Origin of the sequence: Pseudomonas sp. PDM01 (assembly GCF_014852325.1) — a bacterium.
In the GTDB taxonomy this organism is placed as follows: Bacteria; Pseudomonadota; Gammaproteobacteria; order Pseudomonadales; family Pseudomonadaceae; genus Aquipseudomonas; species Aquipseudomonas migulae.
Window position 1 is genome coordinate 157,154 of record NZ_JACVBK010000011.1, and the last position, 16,950, is coordinate 174,103.

The following is a 16,950-nucleotide window of genomic DNA, read 5'->3' on the forward strand; positions in this document are numbered from 1 at the left end:
TTGCGACATGAGCGTGATCAAGTTACAGAGTGACATCTTGGCAATATGAATACGAACCACGGCGTTATTATCGGGTGAAATTAAGCCTGCCGTTCCGTAAAGGAAACGAGCCGGAACGGTTTGGAATTAACCGGTGGCTGAAACTGGTTTTGCCCGACCTGGTAGGCAAAGGCTTCGATCAATGAGGTTTGTTCACTGTCGTCGAGGCTGAGTTGGCCGGTGGTCTGATCGATCAGTTCGAGTTGCCAGGCCATCAATGTGAAGCAGTCTTTCAACGCATCCAGCGCCTGAGCATGCAGGTCGACGTGGTTTTGGGCATGGTTCAGCAGGCCATGAATGTGCAGCGAAAACTCCGAAACGGCGACCAGGGCGAGGGCATCGGCCTTGTTGGCCAGCTTGAGCAGGGTACTGAGCATGCATTCGATGGCGTCCTTGTCATTGCTGATCAGTTGCAAATGACTCAGGCACTCCTCGGATTTGGCCAGGAGTGTTTCAGCTTCGGCGAGAAACTCCGGGAACCGCTTGGCCCAGTCGTTACGGTCGTTCGGCATGCTTATCTCCACAACGTCATGTCAAATGAGGGAATGTCGTGTGTGTCAGCGAGAATGATCTGCGCCATGGCGTTGCCGTGCCGTCGTGAGATCGCGCTCCAGCCGGGCTGTCTGCAGGCGGAGGAGTTCAAGAGGGTGGATGGCCACTGACCTGCGATCGCACACAAAAGCCTGACTCCGTTCATGCAATGAGAATGGCGTCACATTAATGGCTATTGGATATTGCGAATATCAGGTTGGGCCTGATTGTTACTAGGGGAATCCCTTACGCACGGGAACCTAATGGACGAAACAGGGTCGCGCCGCAGGGAGTGAAGCAGATGAAGTGATGGCGCCAGTAAAGCATGATGTTAATGTGACATCAATGCCTGAGCGTGGCATTTTGCATCGGGGTCAAGGTCCTGAAAAAACAGCCGATAACCCTCTTTAGTGAATTCATCAGAACAAGTACCAGGAGTCATTGATGGCCGGCATTCTCGACACGGTAGACCAACGCACGCAACTGGTGGGTGAGAATCGCCTGGAAATTCTCATGTTCCGCCTGGCTGGGCGGCAATTGTTCGCGATCAACGTTTTCAAAGTGCAGGAAGTGCTGCAACTGCCGAAACTGACCCTGATGCCCCAGCGCCATCCGTTTGTCTGCGGCGTGGTCAACCTGCGTGGCCAGACGTTGCCGGTGATCGACCTGTCCCAGGCCATCGGCATGCGTCCGCTGGTGCCGAGCCCTACCAGCACGATCATCGTCACCGAGTATAACCGCTCCGTGCAGGCTTTCCTGGTGGGTGGTGTGGACCGCATCGTCAACATGAACTGGGAAGCCATTCTGCCGCCGCCGACCAGCGCCGGCCGTCAGCATTACCTGACTGCCATCAGCAAGGTCGATGATCAGTTGGTGGAGATTATCGACGTCGAAAAAGTCCTCGCCGAAATCGTTCCGTACAACGCCAAGGTGTCCCGCGACAAACTCGACGATCCAATACTGGAGCGCGCCCGTGGCCGTGAAGTGCTGCTGGTGGACGACTCCAACGTGGCGCTCTCGCAGTTGCGCGACACCCTCGGCCAGTTGGGCGTGAAGATGCACATCGCCAGCGATGGCTTGAAAGCGCTGAACATGCTCAAGGGCTGGGCGGATACCGGCGTGAACATGACCGACAAATTGCTGATGATCTTCACCGACGCCGAGATGCCGGAAATGGACGGCTATCGCCTGACCACCGAGATCCGTAACGATCCGCGTCTGCGCGGCCTCTACGTGGTTCTGCACACCTCGTTGTCCGGCAGTTTCAACGACTCGATGGTCAAGAAGGTTGGTTGTGACAACTTCCTCTCCAAATTCCAGCCGGACAAACTGGTCGATGTGGTGCGTCAGCGCCTGATGCTCGACGAAGTGCCTGCCTGATCACGATACAGTTTCCTGTGGGAACGAGCCTGCTCGCTCCCACAGGGTTGGTAATCCAGTTCGCAGTCTTTGATTCGGCGATCAAGCTCGTATAGGGTGGCATTTTTGTCCTCCAGGGAGCTGGTCATGCTGCGTCTGAGCGCGCTTTATCGTTATCCGTTGAAATCCGGCAAGGGCGAGATCCTGCAACAGGTCAGTCTCGACAAACTGGGGCTGGACGGGGATCGACGCTGGATGCTGGTGGACGAGGCCAGCGGGCGCTTCCTGACCCAGCGTGCGGTGGCGCAGATGAGCCAGCTGTCGGCGTTGTGGAATGCCCAGGGTGGTTTGACCCTCAGCGCTCCCGGCCACACGCCAATTGATATTGCCTTGCCTGCCAACGACGCTGAGTTGCGTGGCGTGACCATCTGGCGCGACACCTTGCGTGTGCCTGATGCCGGTGACGAGGCGGGGGCCTGGGTCAGCAGATTCATTGGCAAGCCGACTCGCCTGGTGCAGGTGCCGGTTGATCGCGCTCGGACCACACAGGCCGGTTATGGCAAGGACGACGATCAGGTGGCCTTCGCCGATGGCTTCCCGTTGCTGCTGATCGGGCAGGCGTCCCTTGAGGATCTGTCGCAAAAGGTCGGGCGTTCGTTGGAGATGCTGCGTTTTCGACCGAATCTGGTGATCGAGGGCAGCGAGGCGTATGCCGAGGACGGCTGGAAGCGTATTCGTATCGGCGATGTCGAGTTTCGTGTGGTCAAGCCGTGTTCGCGCTGCATTCTGACCACCATCGATCCGCAGACCGGCGAACGCAGCGATGACCGTGAACCGCTCGCGACCTTGCAGAAGTATCGTGCCCAGGAAGACGGTGCGATGTTTGGCCAGAATCTGGTCAACGATGGCAACGGTCTTCTCGAAGTCGGCATGCCGGTCACGATCCTGGAATAAGCGACCCTGAATGAAAAATGCCCGTGTCCAAGGACACGGGCATTTTTTTTGTGCTGTGAAAATCCGGGGTTTTAGCCGCGGTATTCGCACAGGTAAGCGGTGTCGACGGCCACTTTAAGCTGGAATTTGCTGTTGGCTGGCACGTTGAACTGGCTGCCGGCGGCGAAGGTTTCCCAGTTGGTGCTGTCTGGCAGTTTGACGGTCAGGGCGCCGGTCACCACGTGCATGATTTCACGCTGGCTGGTGCCGAATTCGTATTCGCCCGGAGCCATGACGCCAATGGTCGCCGGACCTTCAGCGGTGCCAAAGGCGATCGACTTGACGGTGCCGTCGAAGTACTCGTTGACTTTAAACATGGGCGATTCCTCGAAAAGGGCTAAAAAGGGCCGGCCAGTATGCACAAGGCCCTTGGCGCCGTCACCTCTCTAGAGCGGGAGAATCAGCGGTAACAGACGCGCTGTATTGCGCGCATCTTCCAGTGCCCGGTGCTGCTGGCCGGTGAACTGCATGCCGGCCAGTTGCAGGGCGCCGTTGAGTCCCAGCGGGCGTTCCAGCCGTCGGGCCTTGGCAAAGCGCTGCTTGAGGTTCATGTGCGGCACGCGACTCAGTTGGCTGTCGAGTTGCAAGCGCTCCCACTCCTGAAGCAGTTGCCTGCGATCGTAATCGCCCCAACTGGCCCAGCCTTCCAGCCGCGAATGATGTTGGCCGAGCCAGCGCTCGAAGACCGGCCAGACCTCGGTCAGCGCCTGTGCGCTGTCGATATTCGCCTGGGTGATGCGGGTCAACTCGCGACAAAACGGCGTGAGCAGGGGCCGTCGCAGCGGTCGCACGAAGCGCTGGAAATGGTCCTGCTCACGCCCTTGGCGGTCCACCAGCGTGGCGCCGATTTCGATGATTTCCATTTCCGTAACTGGCCAGCCACCTTCATCGGTGGTGGCTTCCAGATCGATCACCAGCCAGTGAGGCATTGAAGGGTTCCCGGTATCCGCATCCTGATAGGGCTTGAGCGTAGCCAAACCCGACGGATCCGCCTAGCGGCTTATTCGACCTCCAACAAAATCTGACGATTTTTTACCTGATCGCCGACCTTGACCTGCAAGCGTTTGAGCACGCCGTCGATGCCGGACTTGAGCGGATGCTCCATTTTCATTGCTTCCAGCACCACCAGCAGTTGGCCTTTACTGACCAGGCTGCCTTGTGCGACCAGCACGTCGACGATCGCGCCGTCCATCGGCGCCTTGAGCGTGCCGGAGCTGACGCTGGCCTGGCCGCTGACCAGCGCTTGCGTGCGATCCTCCAGGCGCAGGCTGCCGGGGCGGGTGAACAGCCAGAGTTGTCCGGCCTCCAGACGATAGGCATGGCGCTGGCGGATGCCGTTGATGTCCAGGGTGGCCCAGCGTCCGTCGCACTGGATGACGTTCAGTTCGAAGGCCTGGGCGGCGACTTCAATCCGGTACGGTTCACCTGGTACCGCGTTCAACTGCACCGGCCAGTCCCGATCCTCCAGGCCGATGCGATAGTGCAGCGGCACACTGGCGTTGTTGCGCCAGCCGGCCAGCGCGGCGGGATGAGCCTGCGCCGAAGCCTGATAAAACAGCGCCGCCGCAATCGCCAGTTCTTCAGCACTCGGGTTATGCGGATGCAAACAAGGATGGTCGGCGAAATGCGTCGGGATGAACCCGGTGCTGAACTCGCCACTGATGAAGCGTGGATGTTCCAGCAGGCTGGCAAGCAAGCGCTGATTGCTCGGCAAGCCCAGCAGCACACTGTCTTGCACCGCGCGCAGCAACTTGCGCCGGGCTTCTTCGCGGGTAGCGCCGTGGGCGATGATCTTGCCCATCATCGGGTCATAGAACGGGCTGACATGTTGACCTTCGATCAGCCCATGATCGATACGCGCTCCATTCTGCAAGGCCGGTTCCCAGGTGCTGATGCGCCCGGTCTGCGGGAGGAACCCTTGGGTCGGGTCTTCGGCATACAGCCGCACTTCCATGGCGTGGCCGTTGAGTTGCACCTGTTCCTGGCGCAATGGCAGCGGTAGTCCTTCGGCGACGTGCAACTGCCAGGCCACCAGATCGAGACCGGTGATCAATTCAGTCACCGGGTGTTCCACCTGCAACCGCGTGTTCATTTCCAGAAAGTAGAACTGCCCGTGCGCGTCCAGCAGAAACTCCACAGTACCAGCGCCCACATAATTCACTGCGCGACCGGCCTTGAGCGCCGCTTCCCCCATGGCCTGGCGCAGTTCGGCGGTCATGACCGGGCAGGGTGCTTCTTCGATGACTTTCTGATGGCGGCGCTGGATCGAACAGTCGCGTTCGCCGAGGTAGATCAGGTTGCCGTGTTGGTCGCCGAACAGCTGAACCTCAACGTGACGCGGATCGATCAGCGCTTGTTCGAGGATCAGTTCGTCGCTGCCAAACCCGTTCAATGCCTCGGAGCGCGCGGTGCGAATCTGTGCGAGCAAATCCTCTGCATCGTGTACCAGGCGCATGCCGCGCCCGCCACCGCCGGCACTGGCCTTGATCATCAGCGGAAAGCCGATGCGTTCGGCTTCGCGGCTCAGGCTCGCATCGTCCTGCCCGGTGCCTTGATAGCCTTTGATGCAGGGCACACCGGCGTCGAGCATGGCGAGTTTCGACAGGCGTTTGCTGCCCATCAGTTCGATGGCTTCAGGGCTGGGGCCGATGAAAGTGAGGCCGGCGTGCTGGCAGGCGCGGGCGAATTCGGCATTTTCCGAGAGGAAGCCGTAGCCGGGGTGGATCGAATCGGCACCGGTGCGGCGGGCGGCGTCGAGGATGGCCGGGATGTTCAGGTACGACTTCTGGACCGGGGCCGGGCCGATGTTGACGGCTTCGTCGGCGATTTGTACGTGCAAGGCATCCGCATCTGCGTCGCTGAACACGGCGACGGTGCGGTAGCCCAACGCCTGGGCGGTACGCTGGATACGGCAGGCGATTTCACCGCGGTTGGCGATCAGGATTTTTTTCAGGGCGGGCATTGGGATATTCCCTTCGTATTTGCGGTGGAAGTGATGGCCTCTTCGCGGGCAAGCCTCGCTCCTACAAGGTTTTTGGTGAGCCCTGTAGGAGCGAGGCTTGCCCGCGAAGCTTTTATGGCGCCCATCCCGGTTTACGCTTCTGCACGAAGGCCATCGTGCCCTCGACCCCTTCCGCTCCAATCACCGCTTCGCTGAACCACTCGGCCGCCTCATCCAGCAACGCATCCGACGGTTGCCCGGCACTCGCCAGCAACAGTTTTTTGGTCGTCGCATTGGCCCCCGGCGCGCAGCACAGCACGTGGGCCAGAATTTCACCGAGACGCTCGGCCAAGCCTTGCGCGTCATGCTCGACAAAATGCACCAGCCCCATGCGCCGCGCCTGGTTGCCATCGAACCGCGCCGCCGTCAGCGCCAGGCGCCGGGCCTGAGTCAAACCGATGCGCTGGACCACAAACGGCGCGATCTGCGCGGGCAGCACGCCGAGGCTGGTTTCCGGCAACCCGAATTGCGCCTGATGATCCGCCAGGGCGACATCGCTGACGCAGGCCAGGCCCAAACCGCCGCCAAGCACTGCGCCTTGCAGCACGGTGATCACCACTTGCGGTGCGTGTTGCACCTCTTGCAGCAGCGCGCCGAACGCACGGTTCAGATCGCGGAAGGCGTTCGCGCCTTGAGCACGGGCGTTGGCCATGTCCTTGATGTCGCCACCGGCACAGAAATGTCCACCGGCACCGCCGATCACCAAGGCCCGAATCGCACGGTCATCGCGCACGGCCAACAGCACCGCGCGCAGTTCGGCGACCATTTGCAGGCTCATGGCGTTGCGGCTTTCCGGGCGGTTGAGGGTGATGTGCAGCACACCGTTATGCGGTTCGAGCAATAACGTCTGGCAATCCGGCAGGGTGCTCATTTCTTTTTCCCCGGCAGGATGCCCATGAGTTTGCAGATGATCCCCAGCATGATTTCGTCGGCGCCGCCGCCAATCGACACCAGCCGCACATCGCGGTAGGCGCGGGCCACGGGGTTGTCCCACATGAAGCCCATGCCGCCCCAATATTGCAGGCAACTGTCGCTGACTTCGCGGCCCAGTCGCCCGGCCTTGAGTTTGGCCATCGACGCCAGACGCGTGACGTCCTGACCTTTGATGTACTGCTCGGTGGCCTGATAGACCAGCGCCCGCAGGCATTCGATTTCGGTTTGCAGTTCGGCGAGGCGAAAGTGGATGACCTGATTGTCGATCAGCGCATTGCCGAAGGTTTTACGTTCCTTGCAATACTCGATGGTGCTGTCGATGCAGTATTCCAGGCCCTTGATCATGTTCGCCGCGCCGAACAGGCGTTCTTCCTGAAACTGCAGCATTTGCATCATGAAGCCCGCGCCTTCATGGCCGATGCGGTTGCGTTGCGGCACGCGCACGTTGTCGAAAAACACCTGGGCGGTTTCCGAGCTGCGCATGCCGAGCTTGTCCAGGTGCGAACTGAGGCTGATCCCCGGCGTGTTCATCGGCACCATGATCAGCGACTTGTTGATGTGCGGTTTGTCGTCCGAGGTATTGGCCAGCAGACAAATGAAATCGGCGCTTGGCGAGTTGGTGATCCACATCTTGCTGCCGTTGATCACGTAGTCGTCGCCGTCCTTGCGGGCGGTGGTTTTCAACCCGGCCACGTCGGAACCGGCGCCGACTTCGGAAACGCCGATGCAACCGACCTGTTCGCCGGTAATGGCAGGGCGCAGAAACTCTTCACGCAGTTCATCGGAACCGAAGCGCGCCAGCGCTGGAGTGCACATGTCGGTCTGCACACCGATGGACATCGGAATGCCGCCGCAATGAATGGTGCCGAACTCCTCGGCGGCGACAATCGAATAGCTGTAATCGAGCCCCATGCCGCCGAATTTTTCCGGTTTGGAAATTCCCAGCAGGCCCAGGTCACCGGCCTTGCGGAAGATTTCGTGGATGGGAAAGCGCCCGGCCTTTTCCCATGCCTCGACGTGCGGGTTGATCTCGTTTTCGACGAATTGGCGAACGGTGCGGCGCAGTGCTTCGTGTTCCTGGGTGAAGATCATTTTTATTGTTCTCCTCTGGCCGGTTCAGAACCGGGCTACGCCAAAACTGTTGGTTTGCAGCGGCCGCACATCGGCCTCATGACAGATGTCCAGCAAGTAACCGAGCAGGGTCCGGGTGTCCCGCGGATCGATGAGCCCGTCGTCCCACAGACTGGCGCTGCCATAAAGCGCGGTGGACTGGCTGTCGAGTTTCTGTGCGGTGACCTGCTCCAGCATGTCGAGCATTTTCGGGTCGGGCACCAGGCCGTCCTTGAGTTGTTTGGCTTCGGTGACGATGCGCAGCACCTTGCCGGCCTGCGCGCCGCCCATCACCGCCGTGCGGCTGTTGGGCCAGGCGAAGATGAAGCGCGGGTCGAGGCCGCGACCGCACATGGCGTAGTTACCGGCGCCATAGGAACCGCCGACGACGATGGTCAGTTTCGGTACGCGGGCGTTGGCCACCGCCTGAATCATCTTTGCGCCGTGCTTGATCACGCCTTGCTGTTCCGACTCGGTGCCGACCATGAACCCGGTGGTGTTGTGAAAGAACAGCAGCGGCGTCTGGCTCTGATCGCAGAGCTGGATGAACTGCGCGGCTTTACTCGCCCCTTTGGGGGTGATCGGGCCGTTGTTGCCGATGAATCCGCAGGCGCGCCCCTGAATGTGCAAATGGCCGCAAATGGTTTGCTGATCGAATTCACCCTTGAACTCAAGGAAGTTCGAGCCGTCGGCGATCCGCGCAATGATTTCGCGCACGTCGTAGGGCTTTTTCGGATCGTCCGGGATCAGTCCCAGCAGCTCGTCGATAGGGTAGAGGGGTTCTTTCCACTGCCGTTCGGGCAACCATTGCAGCTGCTCGTTCCATGACAACAGGCTGACAATCTCGCGCACCAGGCGCACGCCATCGGCATCGTTCTCGGCCAGGTATTCAGCGGTGCCGGCGGTTTGCGCGTGCATCTCGGCACCGCCCAGTTCTTCGTCGGTCGCCACTTCTCCGGTCGCGGCTTTCAGTAACGGTGGGCCGGCGAGAAACAGTTTGGCTTTGCCACGCACCACTACCGTGTAATCCGAGAGCCCTGGCTGATAAGCACCGCCCGCCGTGGCCGAACCGTGGACCACGGTGATCTGCGGCAACCCCATGGCCGACATCCGCGCCTGATTGGCAAAACTGCGCGCGCCTTCGACGAAAATCTCCGCTGCGTAATTGAGGTTGGCGCCACCGCTTTCGGCGAGGGTGATCACCGGCAGTTTGTTCTCCATGGCGATCTGTTGCAGGCGCAGGGACTTTTTCAAACCGCTGGGGGAAATCGTCCCGCCCTTGATCGCGCTGTTGTTCGCCACGACCAGAACCCGCACACCGGACACGTAACCGATCCCGGCGATCAAACCGCCGCCGGCCGAACTGCCGTCCTTGTCGTCATGCAATTTGTAGCCGGCCAGGCTCGCCAGTTCGAGGAACGGCGCACCCGGGTCGAGCAGAAGATTGAGGCGTTCGCGGGGCAGCAATTGCCCGCGCTTGTCGAACCTGGGTTTGGCTTCGGCCGCTTTGTTCAGCAGGTTCTGTTCGAGCTGACGGACTTGCTCGATTCCCGCCAGCATCGCTGCACGGTTCTGGGCAAACTGGTCGCTGAACGGGTCGACTTGCGACTGAATCACCGGCATGACTTATTCCTTGTCCTTGAGCACGTCCGGCAAGTACGCGCGGTGGAAACCGTTGTACGACTCACTGATCCTGGCCTTGTGGATCGGCCACGCCCGACCGCCAAGGCTGGCGGCGCCGTCGATACGCAAGGTGCTGCCACTGACAAACGCTGCGGCCGGACTGAGCAGGAAGACGATCGCGGCGCTGACTTCCGATTCGGTGCCGATGCGTTTCAGCGGCACGTGCTCGCGCAAGGTCGGAATCACCGCTTTGAACGCACCTTCGTAAGTGTCCATGCCGCTGGAGGCGATCCAGCCCGGCGCCACTGCATTGACCCGCACCCCGGCGTAACCCCATTCGAACGCAGCGGTCTTGGTCAGGTTATCCATGCCCGAGCGCGCCGCGCCCGAGTGGCCCATGCCGGGCATGCCGTTCCACATGTCGGCGAGCATGTTGACGATGGCGCCGCCGTGTTGGCTCATGGACTGGTTGAAGACTTCGCGCGCCATCAGGAAACCGCCCACCAGGTTGGTGCGCATCACGGTTTCGAAACCCTTCTGGTTGATCGAGGCCAGTGGTGAGGGAAATTGGCCGCCGGCATTGTTGACCAGTCCGTGGATCGGACCGTGCTTGCGGATCAGTTCGCTGACCAGATGCTTGACCGCTTCTTCGTCGCGAATATCGCAGGTCTGCCAATCGGCCTTGCCGCCATCCTCGGTAATCTCGGCAACCACGGATTTCAGTTTGTCGGCATTGCGCCCGATCAACAGCACATGGGCGCCGAGGGCCGCCAGTTCATGGGCGGTGCAGCGACCGATGCCGCTGCCGCCACCGGTGACGATGATGTTTTGGCCGGCAAACAGATCAGCTTTGAAAATCGAATCGTAGGCCACGGCGGCAGTCCTCTAGTTGACCTGGTCGGCGATGCGCTGCGGCACCGGAATCTGGATGTCCAGCAGTTGTTGGGCGAAGGCTTTACCTTGCGGATCGATCCGCAGACTGGCCACGCCACCACCGCCAAGGGCGTTTTCCAGCAAGAAATTCAGGCTGTGGGTCGCGGGCAGGTACCAGCGCTCGACGCGCCCGTGAATCGGGTCGAGCACATGGCTCATCCAGTCGACCATCACTTCCGGGGTCAGGGCTTCGGCGATCCACGGCAGGTACTCCGGCTCGCGCGCCATGACGCCGATGTTGCTGTGATTGCCCTTGTCACCCGAGCGTGCGACCGCGAGCTTGATCAGCGCCACGCTGGCATCGGCGCGACCGGTGGGTTTCGGTGGGTCGTACGGCACCGGCAGGTCCGCGGTGGTGAGCGCGTCGAGGGCGGGCAGGGCGCACGGATGACGTTGACCATTGAGATCAATGTCCAGCGTGCAGGCGGATTTGTCGATGAGGAACGAGAACAGCCGGATCAGCGGATACACCGTCGGCCGTCCGCCGACGATGCCGGTCAACCCCGGCGCCATGCCGGTGGCGGCCTGGGCGATTTCCCGGGAGAACACGATCAGCGCTTGTTTGTCCGGATGGCGCACGGCGAGTTTGATCACCACTTCGCGGCTGTCGCGACGCTGGCCATGGGGACCGTACGTGGCCTCGCTGCCGAGCAGTTCAATATTGACCTCGCTGTAGGGCGCCCAACCGCGCTGGCTGAAGATTTCCGAGGTCTTGTTGATGATCGCTTCGCTGACACGCCGCGCCTTGTCCACCGCATCGATCCCGGCGATCAGGCAACTGGCGGTGCAGCGGAAACCGTCCGGATACGTCGCGCTGACCTTGTACTGATCGGTGGGCGGCAAGCCTTTGGCGCCGTGTACCTGAACTGCGTTCTTGCCTTGTTGCTGAAGTTTGACCTGGGTGAAATCGCAAATCACATCGGGCAGCAGATAGGCCTGCGGGTCGCCGATTTCATAGAGCATCTGCTCGCCGACCGTGAGTGGCGTGACGAGACCGCCGGAGCCTTCGGGTTTGCTGACGATGAACTGGCTGTCGGCGCTGACTTCGACGATGGGGAAACCGATGTGTTCGTAGTCGGGCACGTCGCGCCAATCGGTGAAGTTGCCGCCGGTGCACTGGGCGCCGCATTCGATGATGTGACCGGCGAGTGCGGCTTGCGCGAGTTTGTCGTAGTCGTGCCAGGACCAGCCGAATTCATGCACCAGTGCAGCGCTGACCACGGCGCTGTCGACCACGCGCCCGGTGATGACGATGTCCGCGCCCAGGCGCAAGGCTTCGACGATGCCGGGCGCACCGAGGTAGGCGTTGGTGGAGACGCACATCGGCGGCAAGGGCGCGCCGCTGAACATTTCGTGAAGGCCGCGGGTGCTCAGGTGTTTGAACTGCGGTTGCAGGTCATCACCCAGCAACACGGCGATTTTCAGCGCCACGCCGGCCTTGTCGCAGGCCGCTTGCAGGGCAGCGGCGCAGGCCTGCGGGTTGACGCCGCCGGCGTTGCTGATGACGCGGATGTTCTGTGCGGCGAGCTGCGTGAGCAGCGGGCTGAGCACTTCGATGAAGTCGCTGGCGTAGCCGGCCTGGGGATCTTTCATCCGCGCACCGGCCATGATCGACATCGTGATCTCGGCCAGATAATCGAACACCAGGTAATCCAGGCGTCCGCCTTCCACCAGTTGCGCGGCGGCGGTCGAGGTGTCGCCCCAGAAGGCGCTGGCGCAACCGATGCGAACAGTTTCAGGCACAGCCCTTTCCATAGCCACCTCCCTCAGACGTGTATCGAGACTACCAAGCAAGCGCTTGGTTTGTAAACGACTTAAATATCTTCTGCCCGAGCGCTTGCTTGGTTGCCTTCGTCAGCTTAAATTGCCCGCGCAACCCCGCTGTTTTAGCGGTGAGTACGACTGTAGGAGAGAACGGGTGGACGAGCAAAAAGCCCTGAGGGTAATGCGCGAATTGGTCGACAACGGCCAGTTGACCGACCCGGACAGCGCCCGTGGCAAATTGCTGCAAGTGGCGGCTCACCTGTTCCGCAACAAAGGCTACGAGCGCACCACGGTGCGTGATCTGGCCGGCGCGGTGGGCATTCAGTCGGGCAGCATTTTTCATCACTTCAAAAGCAAGGACGAGATCCTGCGGGCAGTGATGGAGGAAACCATTCGCTACAACACCGCGTTGATGCGTGCGGCGATCGCCGAAGCTGAAAACGTGCGCGAACGGGTACTGGCGCTGATTCGCTGTGAGTTGCAGTCGATCATGGGCGGCAGCGGCGAGGCCATGGCGGTGTTGGTGTACGAATGGCGTTCGCTGTCCGAGGACGGGCAAGCGAAGGTGTTGGCGTTGCGCGACATCTATGAAGACCTCTGGCTGCAGGTGCTGGGGGAGGCCAAGGACGCGGGATTCATTCGCGGGGACGTGTTCATCACTCGGCGTTTTCTGACCGGTGCGCTGTCCTGGACCACGACCTGGTATCGCCCGGATGGCAGCGTGAACCTCGATCAATTGGCCGATGAGGCGTTGATTCTGGTGCTCGAAGAAAAACAATAGTGTTGCCCGGAACCGCAGGAAACTGGCTAAGTGGCCGAAACCGCCTAGCTTGAATGAATTGATGCGTACTTTTTTGGGGAGTGGGTTGTTTTGATGTCTTCGCCAATTCGGACGGCCTCGCGGCTTTTTCTGGCGGCGCTTGCAGCGCTTTGGGTATTACCGTCTCCGGCGGCGCAACTGGTGCGGGTCGGTGCCGCGCATTTTCCGCCCTACACCGTACGCCCTGAATCCGGTGCCGACACTGGCCTGCTGCCGCAGTTGGTCGAGGCGCTCAATGCCCTGCAAACCGACTACCAGTTTGTGCTCGTGCCGACATCCATTCCGCGACGCTTCGGTGACTTCAAGCAGAGCCGGGTGGACATGGCCATCTTCGAGAACCCGAACTGGGGCTGGAAGGACATTCCCCACGTCAGCGTCGACATGGGCCTGGAAGATGCCGAGATTTTTGTCGCGCAACGGATTCCCAATCGTCAGCAGAACTATTTCGCCGATCTTGCCGGCAAGCGTCTGGCGCTGTTCAGTGGCTATCACTACGAATTCGCCAACTTCAATGCCGACCCCAAAGTCCTCGCGCAAAACTACAACGCCACGCTGACCTATTCCCATGACAGCAACCTGCTGATGGTGCTGCGCGGGCGCGCCGACATTGCCCTGGTGACGCGCTCCTATCTGAGCGATTACCTGCTGCGTAACGATAAAGTTGCTGATCAACTGCTGGTGTCCGAACGCATCGATCAGGTCTATCACCATTACGCCATTCTCCGTCCGACAGCGCCCATCAGCGGCGTTGCCTTCGGCAAGTTGCTGCAAGGGTTGCGGGACAACGGCCAGATGCTGAAGATTTTCGATCCGTACAAGATCGCCGTGGTGCCGGTTCCCCAGGATTGACGATAAGGCTTCAACCCCCTGGAAAGTAGCAGGCGCCCATACGTCGTAAATTCCTTTTTTCGAGGAGCAAACTGTCAAATGTGACAGTAGTCGCTCTCATTGCCTTGCGGTTAGATGACTTTCCGGTGCTGAACCCTTTAATGGGGGAAAGCCTCATTACGAAAAGGCATCTGCAATGTCAAATAACGAATCGAATTTACTCCCGCGTCTTCCAACTCCGTTGGTGAAGCAAGCTGTCGGCAAGTTTCTGACTGTGCCGACGCCGGATGGAGAGTCCGGTATCACTGTTGATGTTGCCCGTTGGCGGACTATTGAGGTTGGCCAACCGACTACTTTGCATATCTGTGGGTACAATCGGGATGGCTCGACAATGATGCAGCTCATCGTAGATAAGGAGCCTGTAACCCAAGATGAATATGTGAAAGGTTGGTCTCGAGACATTAGTTGGGAGCATTTTCAAGGCCTGCTTGACCGCAGTCACCTCATGTTTGTTTTTCAGGTGCCGCTGGAGAACGGCGAATGTGGTTGCCCGGATTTGTTTCCGCCACTGAGTCTTGAGGTTGTGTTGCGCTACGAAGATGTAACAACGTTCAGTGCGAAGGACGGGACAGATAACTGGAACGGCTGGATGAGGGGAGAGGCTGCGGCTGACCCTCGAGATCTCACTGTCAGGCAAGATGGGAATGGCTATGCATTATTCAGCAACACGTTCACCAGTCGATCTTCAGGCGTTCTGTTAAGCAAGAGCTTCCAGGATTTAGAGGTGGGGCGCGTGTATACCTTTGGGATTGACGTGCGCCGTTGGATAAACCGTTATGCAGTTCCAGTGCTCTCACTTGAATCCAGTGCTGGTGTCATTGTCCCACCCACTGAGATTACATCAGCGGTAAACCGCCTGGAGGGTTCGTTTACGGCGGACTCGTCGCAAATGGACTTGGAGATCGTCAGTCATATCGCCACTGGTGTAGGGAACGACTACATCATTAGCAAAATCTGGCTTACGTCACTCTGAGGTTTACGACAGTCATCGCTAAATTTCCAAGCCTGGCTCACGTTCCTAAGTGAACTGTCGATGATCGTGAGCCCGACCCATGCCCAATCTGAATGACCTGACTGCCCTGGCTTTGCCGACAGGCAACCGCCTTGTCGCGGATGAAACCGAAAACCGCCTGAGCCTGAGCCTGGACGCGCAACCGCTGATTACCTTGCGGCTGACGCGTGAGCCCGAGTTGCACGTGCATGTCGAGGCTCGCGTCGACACTCAGGCCGTGTGGGCCGCCGGTTATTGGCTGTTTGCCCGTGACCCGGCTTGCCAGCGCCTGACCTGGCACCTCGATGAAGCTCCCGCCGAAGCCTTGCTCAGCGGTTTGTTGGTGTCGACCGAACTCGCCGGCCAGTATCGATGCGAGCGCACGCTATTCTGGCAGTTGCCGCAGCCTTGGCTGGGGACGTCGCTGACCAGCAGCTACCCGCAGCAAATGGTGATCAGCGCTGGCAAGCGTCATCCATTGCGCCCGGTGAAACCGCGCGGTGAAGTCTATCGACGTTTCGATGCGCGGCTGGGGGCGTGGATTTCCCTGCGTACGCTGGACATCGACCTGGATCTGGCGCGGTTCAATCGCTGGCAGAACAGTGCGCGGGTGGCGAGTTTCTGGCAGGAGGAGGGCAGCCTTGAACAGCATCGCGAATACCTGGGCAAACTCGACGCCGATCCCCACACCGTGACGTTGATCGGCTGTTTCGATGATCAGCCGTTTGCTTATTTCGAAGCCTACTGGGCCAAGGAAGACCGCATTGCGCCGTTCTACGATGTCGATGATTACGACCGTGGCATTCACATGCTGGTCGGAGAAGAAAACCATCGCGGTCCGCACAAGGTGGCGAGCTGGTTATCGGCGTTGACGCATTACCTGTTTCTCGACGATCCGCGTACCCGGCGGGTGGTTGCAGAGCCGCGAGCCGACAACGCGAAGATGATCGGGTACATGCAGGGTCAGCGGTTTCATTGCGAGAAAGAGTTCGACTTCCCGCACAAGCGCGCGGCGTTGATGGTGTTGGGGCGGGAGCGGTTTTTTGAGCGGTGTGGGTTGGCTTGATGCTTATGGCTCAAGATCCGTAGCGGTCTTGAGTCCGCCTTCGCGGGCAAGCCTCGCTCCTACAGGTTAGTGTCGTTTTGGCGAGCGACACGGACCTGTAGGAGCGAGGCTTGCCCGCGAAGCTTTTAGCGGCGGGAGAAAGTATCTGCGCGACTGCCCGACACCTTGCGGCAATGCACCAGCGCGTCGCGAATCATGAAGTTCACCAGGGTTGGCGAAACACCCAGTTCCTTGGCGATGTCCTTTTGCGGCACGCCGTGCAGGCGGTACATCTCGAAGGCGTAACGGGTGCGGCTCGGCAGCTCCGTCAGCGCGTCGGCGATGTTTTCCAGGGTCGAAAAATTGATGTGCGAGGTTTCCGGCGAAGCGCCTTGAATCACCACGTTCAGCCCTTCTTCTTCAGGCCCCGAATACTTCTGCTCCAGCGCCTGTTTGCGGTAGTGGTCGATCGCCAGGTTACGCACGATCTGGAACAGGTAACTGAGCTGAGCCTTGATCGAGGAGGTGATCTGCGGCGCCGATTGCAGGCGGAAGAACGCATCCTGAACCACATCTTCGGCACGGGATCGGCAGCCGGTAATACGGGCGGCAATCTTGACCAGAATCAGTCGATTGTCCACGAATGCCTGAAGTAGCGGTGAATCGCACCTGCTTGTGGATACTTGTTCCGTCATGGAAATCACCTTGCTGCAAATGGGGTCGTGGGACGACGGGTATATCGGAGCCGTCCTACACATCGAGCGACAAATTATTATGAATGATAATGATTGTCAATTGAGAAAGAGAACTAATCCTTCTCTTAAGTGGGCAGTGAGAACTGCGACACGCTGCCGCACCCAGCCCCCGTTGGCGATCAAGCCTGCCGACTAATTATTTCAAGACGTCATCCGTTCTCATTG

15 protein-coding genes and 2 pseudogenes are annotated in these 16,950 nt (G+C 59.8%); 6 read left to right on the plus strand and 11 right to left on the minus strand.

All coding sequences use genetic code 11. The features are described from left to right. Positions 1-80: 80 nt before the first annotated feature. Positions 81-551 (minus strand): hypothetical protein, encoded by a 471-nt coding sequence (locus tag IB246_RS25490; RefSeq protein ID WP_008044399.1) that lies wholly within the window; start codon positions 549-551, stop codon positions 81-83. 463 nt (positions 552-1,014) lie between these two features. On the opposite strand from IB246_RS25490, the gene IB246_RS25495 reads away from it, so the two are divergent. Both IB246_RS25495 and IB246_RS25500 read left to right on the plus strand, forming a co-directional pair. Continuing rightward, a complete protein-coding gene (locus tag IB246_RS25495; RefSeq protein ID WP_008044401.1) occupies positions 1,015-1,950 on the plus strand; it encodes a chemotaxis protein CheV in 936 nt (311 codons plus the stop codon). Between the two features lie 126 nt (positions 1,951-2,076). Then, positions 2,077-2,883, plus strand: coding sequence for an MOSC domain-containing protein (locus IB246_RS25500; protein WP_008044403.1), 807 nt, complete (start codon positions 2,077-2,079; stop codon positions 2,881-2,883). A gap of 71 nt (positions 2,884-2,954) precedes the next feature. Here the strand turns inward: IB246_RS25500 and IB246_RS25505 are convergent, their stop codons facing one another. The 9 genes and pseudogenes from IB246_RS25505 to IB246_RS25540 form a co-directional block, all read right to left on the minus strand. Further along, positions 2,955-3,239: a pyrimidine/purine nucleoside phosphorylase gene (locus IB246_RS25505; RefSeq protein WP_008030293.1), complete on the minus strand. Its 285-nt coding sequence runs from the start codon at positions 3,237-3,239 to the stop codon at positions 2,955-2,957. A gap of 69 nt (positions 3,240-3,308) precedes the next feature. Continuing rightward, entirely contained in the window at positions 3,309-3,851 is a 543-nt protein-coding gene (locus IB246_RS25510; RefSeq protein WP_008030291.1) for an exonuclease domain-containing protein, read from the minus strand. A gap of 71 nt (positions 3,852-3,922) precedes the next feature. Continuing rightward, positions 3,923-4,273, minus strand: a pseudogene (locus tag IB246_RS29130) (acetyl-CoA carboxylase biotin carboxyl carrier protein subunit); the annotation flags it as partial. A 143-nt stretch (positions 4,274-4,416) separates the two neighbouring features. Next, positions 4,417-5,884: pseudogene (locus IB246_RS25515) on the minus strand (acetyl/propionyl/methylcrotonyl-CoA carboxylase subunit alpha); the annotation flags it as partial. 112 nt (positions 5,885-5,996) lie between these two features. Beyond that, positions 5,997-6,794, minus strand: a complete 798-nt coding sequence (locus IB246_RS25520; protein WP_008044423.1) for an enoyl-CoA hydratase/isomerase family protein — start codon at positions 6,792-6,794, stop codon at positions 5,997-5,999. Next, on the minus strand, positions 6,791-7,948 hold the full coding sequence (gene atuD / locus IB246_RS25525; protein WP_008044426.1) for a citronellyl-CoA dehydrogenase: 1,158 nt from the start codon (positions 7,946-7,948) through the stop codon (positions 6,791-6,793). Before atuD ends, IB246_RS25520 begins: the two co-directional genes overlap by 4 nt. A gap of 24 nt (positions 7,949-7,972) precedes the next feature. Further along, the gene (atuC, locus tag IB246_RS25530; RefSeq protein ID WP_008044430.1) at positions 7,973-9,589 is read right to left on the minus strand and encodes a geranyl-CoA carboxylase subunit beta; all 1,617 of its coding nucleotides are present in this window, start codon (positions 9,587-9,589) and stop codon (positions 7,973-7,975) included. A 3-nt stretch (positions 9,590-9,592) separates the two neighbouring features. Continuing rightward, entirely contained in the window at positions 9,593-10,462 is an 870-nt protein-coding gene (locus tag IB246_RS25535) for an SDR family oxidoreductase (RefSeq protein WP_008044432.1), read from the minus strand. A 12-nt stretch (positions 10,463-10,474) separates the two neighbouring features. After that, positions 10,475-12,265 carry an acyclic terpene utilization AtuA family protein gene (locus IB246_RS25540; protein WP_162130719.1) on the minus strand — a complete coding sequence of 597 codons (1,791 nt, stop codon included), beginning with the start codon at positions 12,263-12,265 and terminating at the stop codon, positions 10,475-10,477. 175 nt (positions 12,266-12,440) lie between these two features. On the opposite strand from IB246_RS25540, the gene IB246_RS25545 reads away from it, so the two are divergent. From IB246_RS25545 to IB246_RS25560, 4 genes are all read left to right on the plus strand, one after another. Then, a complete protein-coding gene (locus tag IB246_RS25545; protein WP_008030281.1) occupies positions 12,441-13,067 on the plus strand; it encodes a TetR/AcrR family transcriptional regulator in 627 nt (208 codons plus the stop codon). A gap of 93 nt (positions 13,068-13,160) precedes the next feature. Then, entirely contained in the window at positions 13,161-13,955 is a 795-nt protein-coding gene (locus IB246_RS25550) for a substrate-binding periplasmic protein (RefSeq protein ID WP_008044437.1), read from the plus strand. Positions 13,956-14,130: 175 nt separating this feature from the next. Further along, positions 14,131-14,967, plus strand: a complete 837-nt coding sequence (locus tag IB246_RS25555; RefSeq protein WP_008044439.1) for a hypothetical protein — start codon at positions 14,131-14,133, stop codon at positions 14,965-14,967. 79 nt (positions 14,968-15,046) lie between these two features. Next, positions 15,047-16,051 (plus strand): GNAT family N-acetyltransferase, encoded by a 1,005-nt coding sequence (locus tag IB246_RS25560; RefSeq protein ID WP_008044443.1) that lies wholly within the window; start codon positions 15,047-15,049, stop codon positions 16,049-16,051. Positions 16,052-16,176: 125 nt separating this feature from the next. Here the strand turns inward: IB246_RS25560 and IB246_RS25565 are convergent, their stop codons facing one another. Beyond that, on the minus strand, positions 16,177-16,725 hold the full coding sequence (locus IB246_RS25565) for an RNA polymerase factor sigma-70 (RefSeq protein WP_008030278.1): 549 nt from the start codon (positions 16,723-16,725) through the stop codon (positions 16,177-16,179). Positions 16,726-16,950 lie beyond the last annotated feature (225 nt).

Bases quoted from the DNA above. Each gene is read 5' to 3' on its own strand.
- atuD (WP_008044426.1), bottom strand. From the start codon at position 7,948: ATGATCTTCACCCAGGAACACGAAGCACTGCGCCGCACCGTTCGCCAA.
- IB246_RS25510 (WP_008030291.1), bottom strand. From the start codon at position 3,851: ATGCCTCACTGGCTGGTGATCGATCTGGAAGCCACCACCGATGAAGGT.
- atuC (WP_008044430.1), bottom strand. From the start codon at position 9,589: ATGCCGGTGATTCAGTCGCAAGTCGACCCGTTCAGCGACCAGTTTGCC.
- IB246_RS25550 (WP_008044437.1), top strand. From the start codon at position 13,161: ATGTCTTCGCCAATTCGGACGGCCTCGCGGCTTTTTCTGGCGGCGCTT.
- IB246_RS25500 (WP_008044403.1), top strand. From the start codon at position 2,077: ATGCTGCGTCTGAGCGCGCTTTATCGTTATCCGTTGAAATCCGGCAAG.
- IB246_RS25560 (WP_008044443.1), top strand. From the start codon at position 15,047: ATGCCCAATCTGAATGACCTGACTGCCCTGGCTTTGCCGACAGGCAAC.
- IB246_RS25520 (WP_008044423.1), bottom strand. From the start codon at position 6,794: ATGAGCACCCTGCCGGATTGCCAGACGTTATTGCTCGAACCGCATAAC.
- IB246_RS25505 (WP_008030293.1), bottom strand. From the start codon at position 3,239: ATGTTTAAAGTCAACGAGTACTTCGACGGCACCGTCAAGTCGATCGCC.
- IB246_RS25490 (WP_008044399.1), bottom strand. From the start codon at position 551: ATGCCGAACGACCGTAACGACTGGGCCAAGCGGTTCCCGGAGTTTCTC.
- IB246_RS25495 (WP_008044401.1), top strand. From the start codon at position 1,015: ATGGCCGGCATTCTCGACACGGTAGACCAACGCACGCAACTGGTGGGT.
- IB246_RS25555 (WP_008044439.1), top strand. From the start codon at position 14,131: ATGTCAAATAACGAATCGAATTTACTCCCGCGTCTTCCAACTCCGTTG.
- IB246_RS25565 (WP_008030278.1), bottom strand. From the start codon at position 16,725: ATGACGGAACAAGTATCCACAAGCAGGTGCGATTCACCGCTACTTCAG.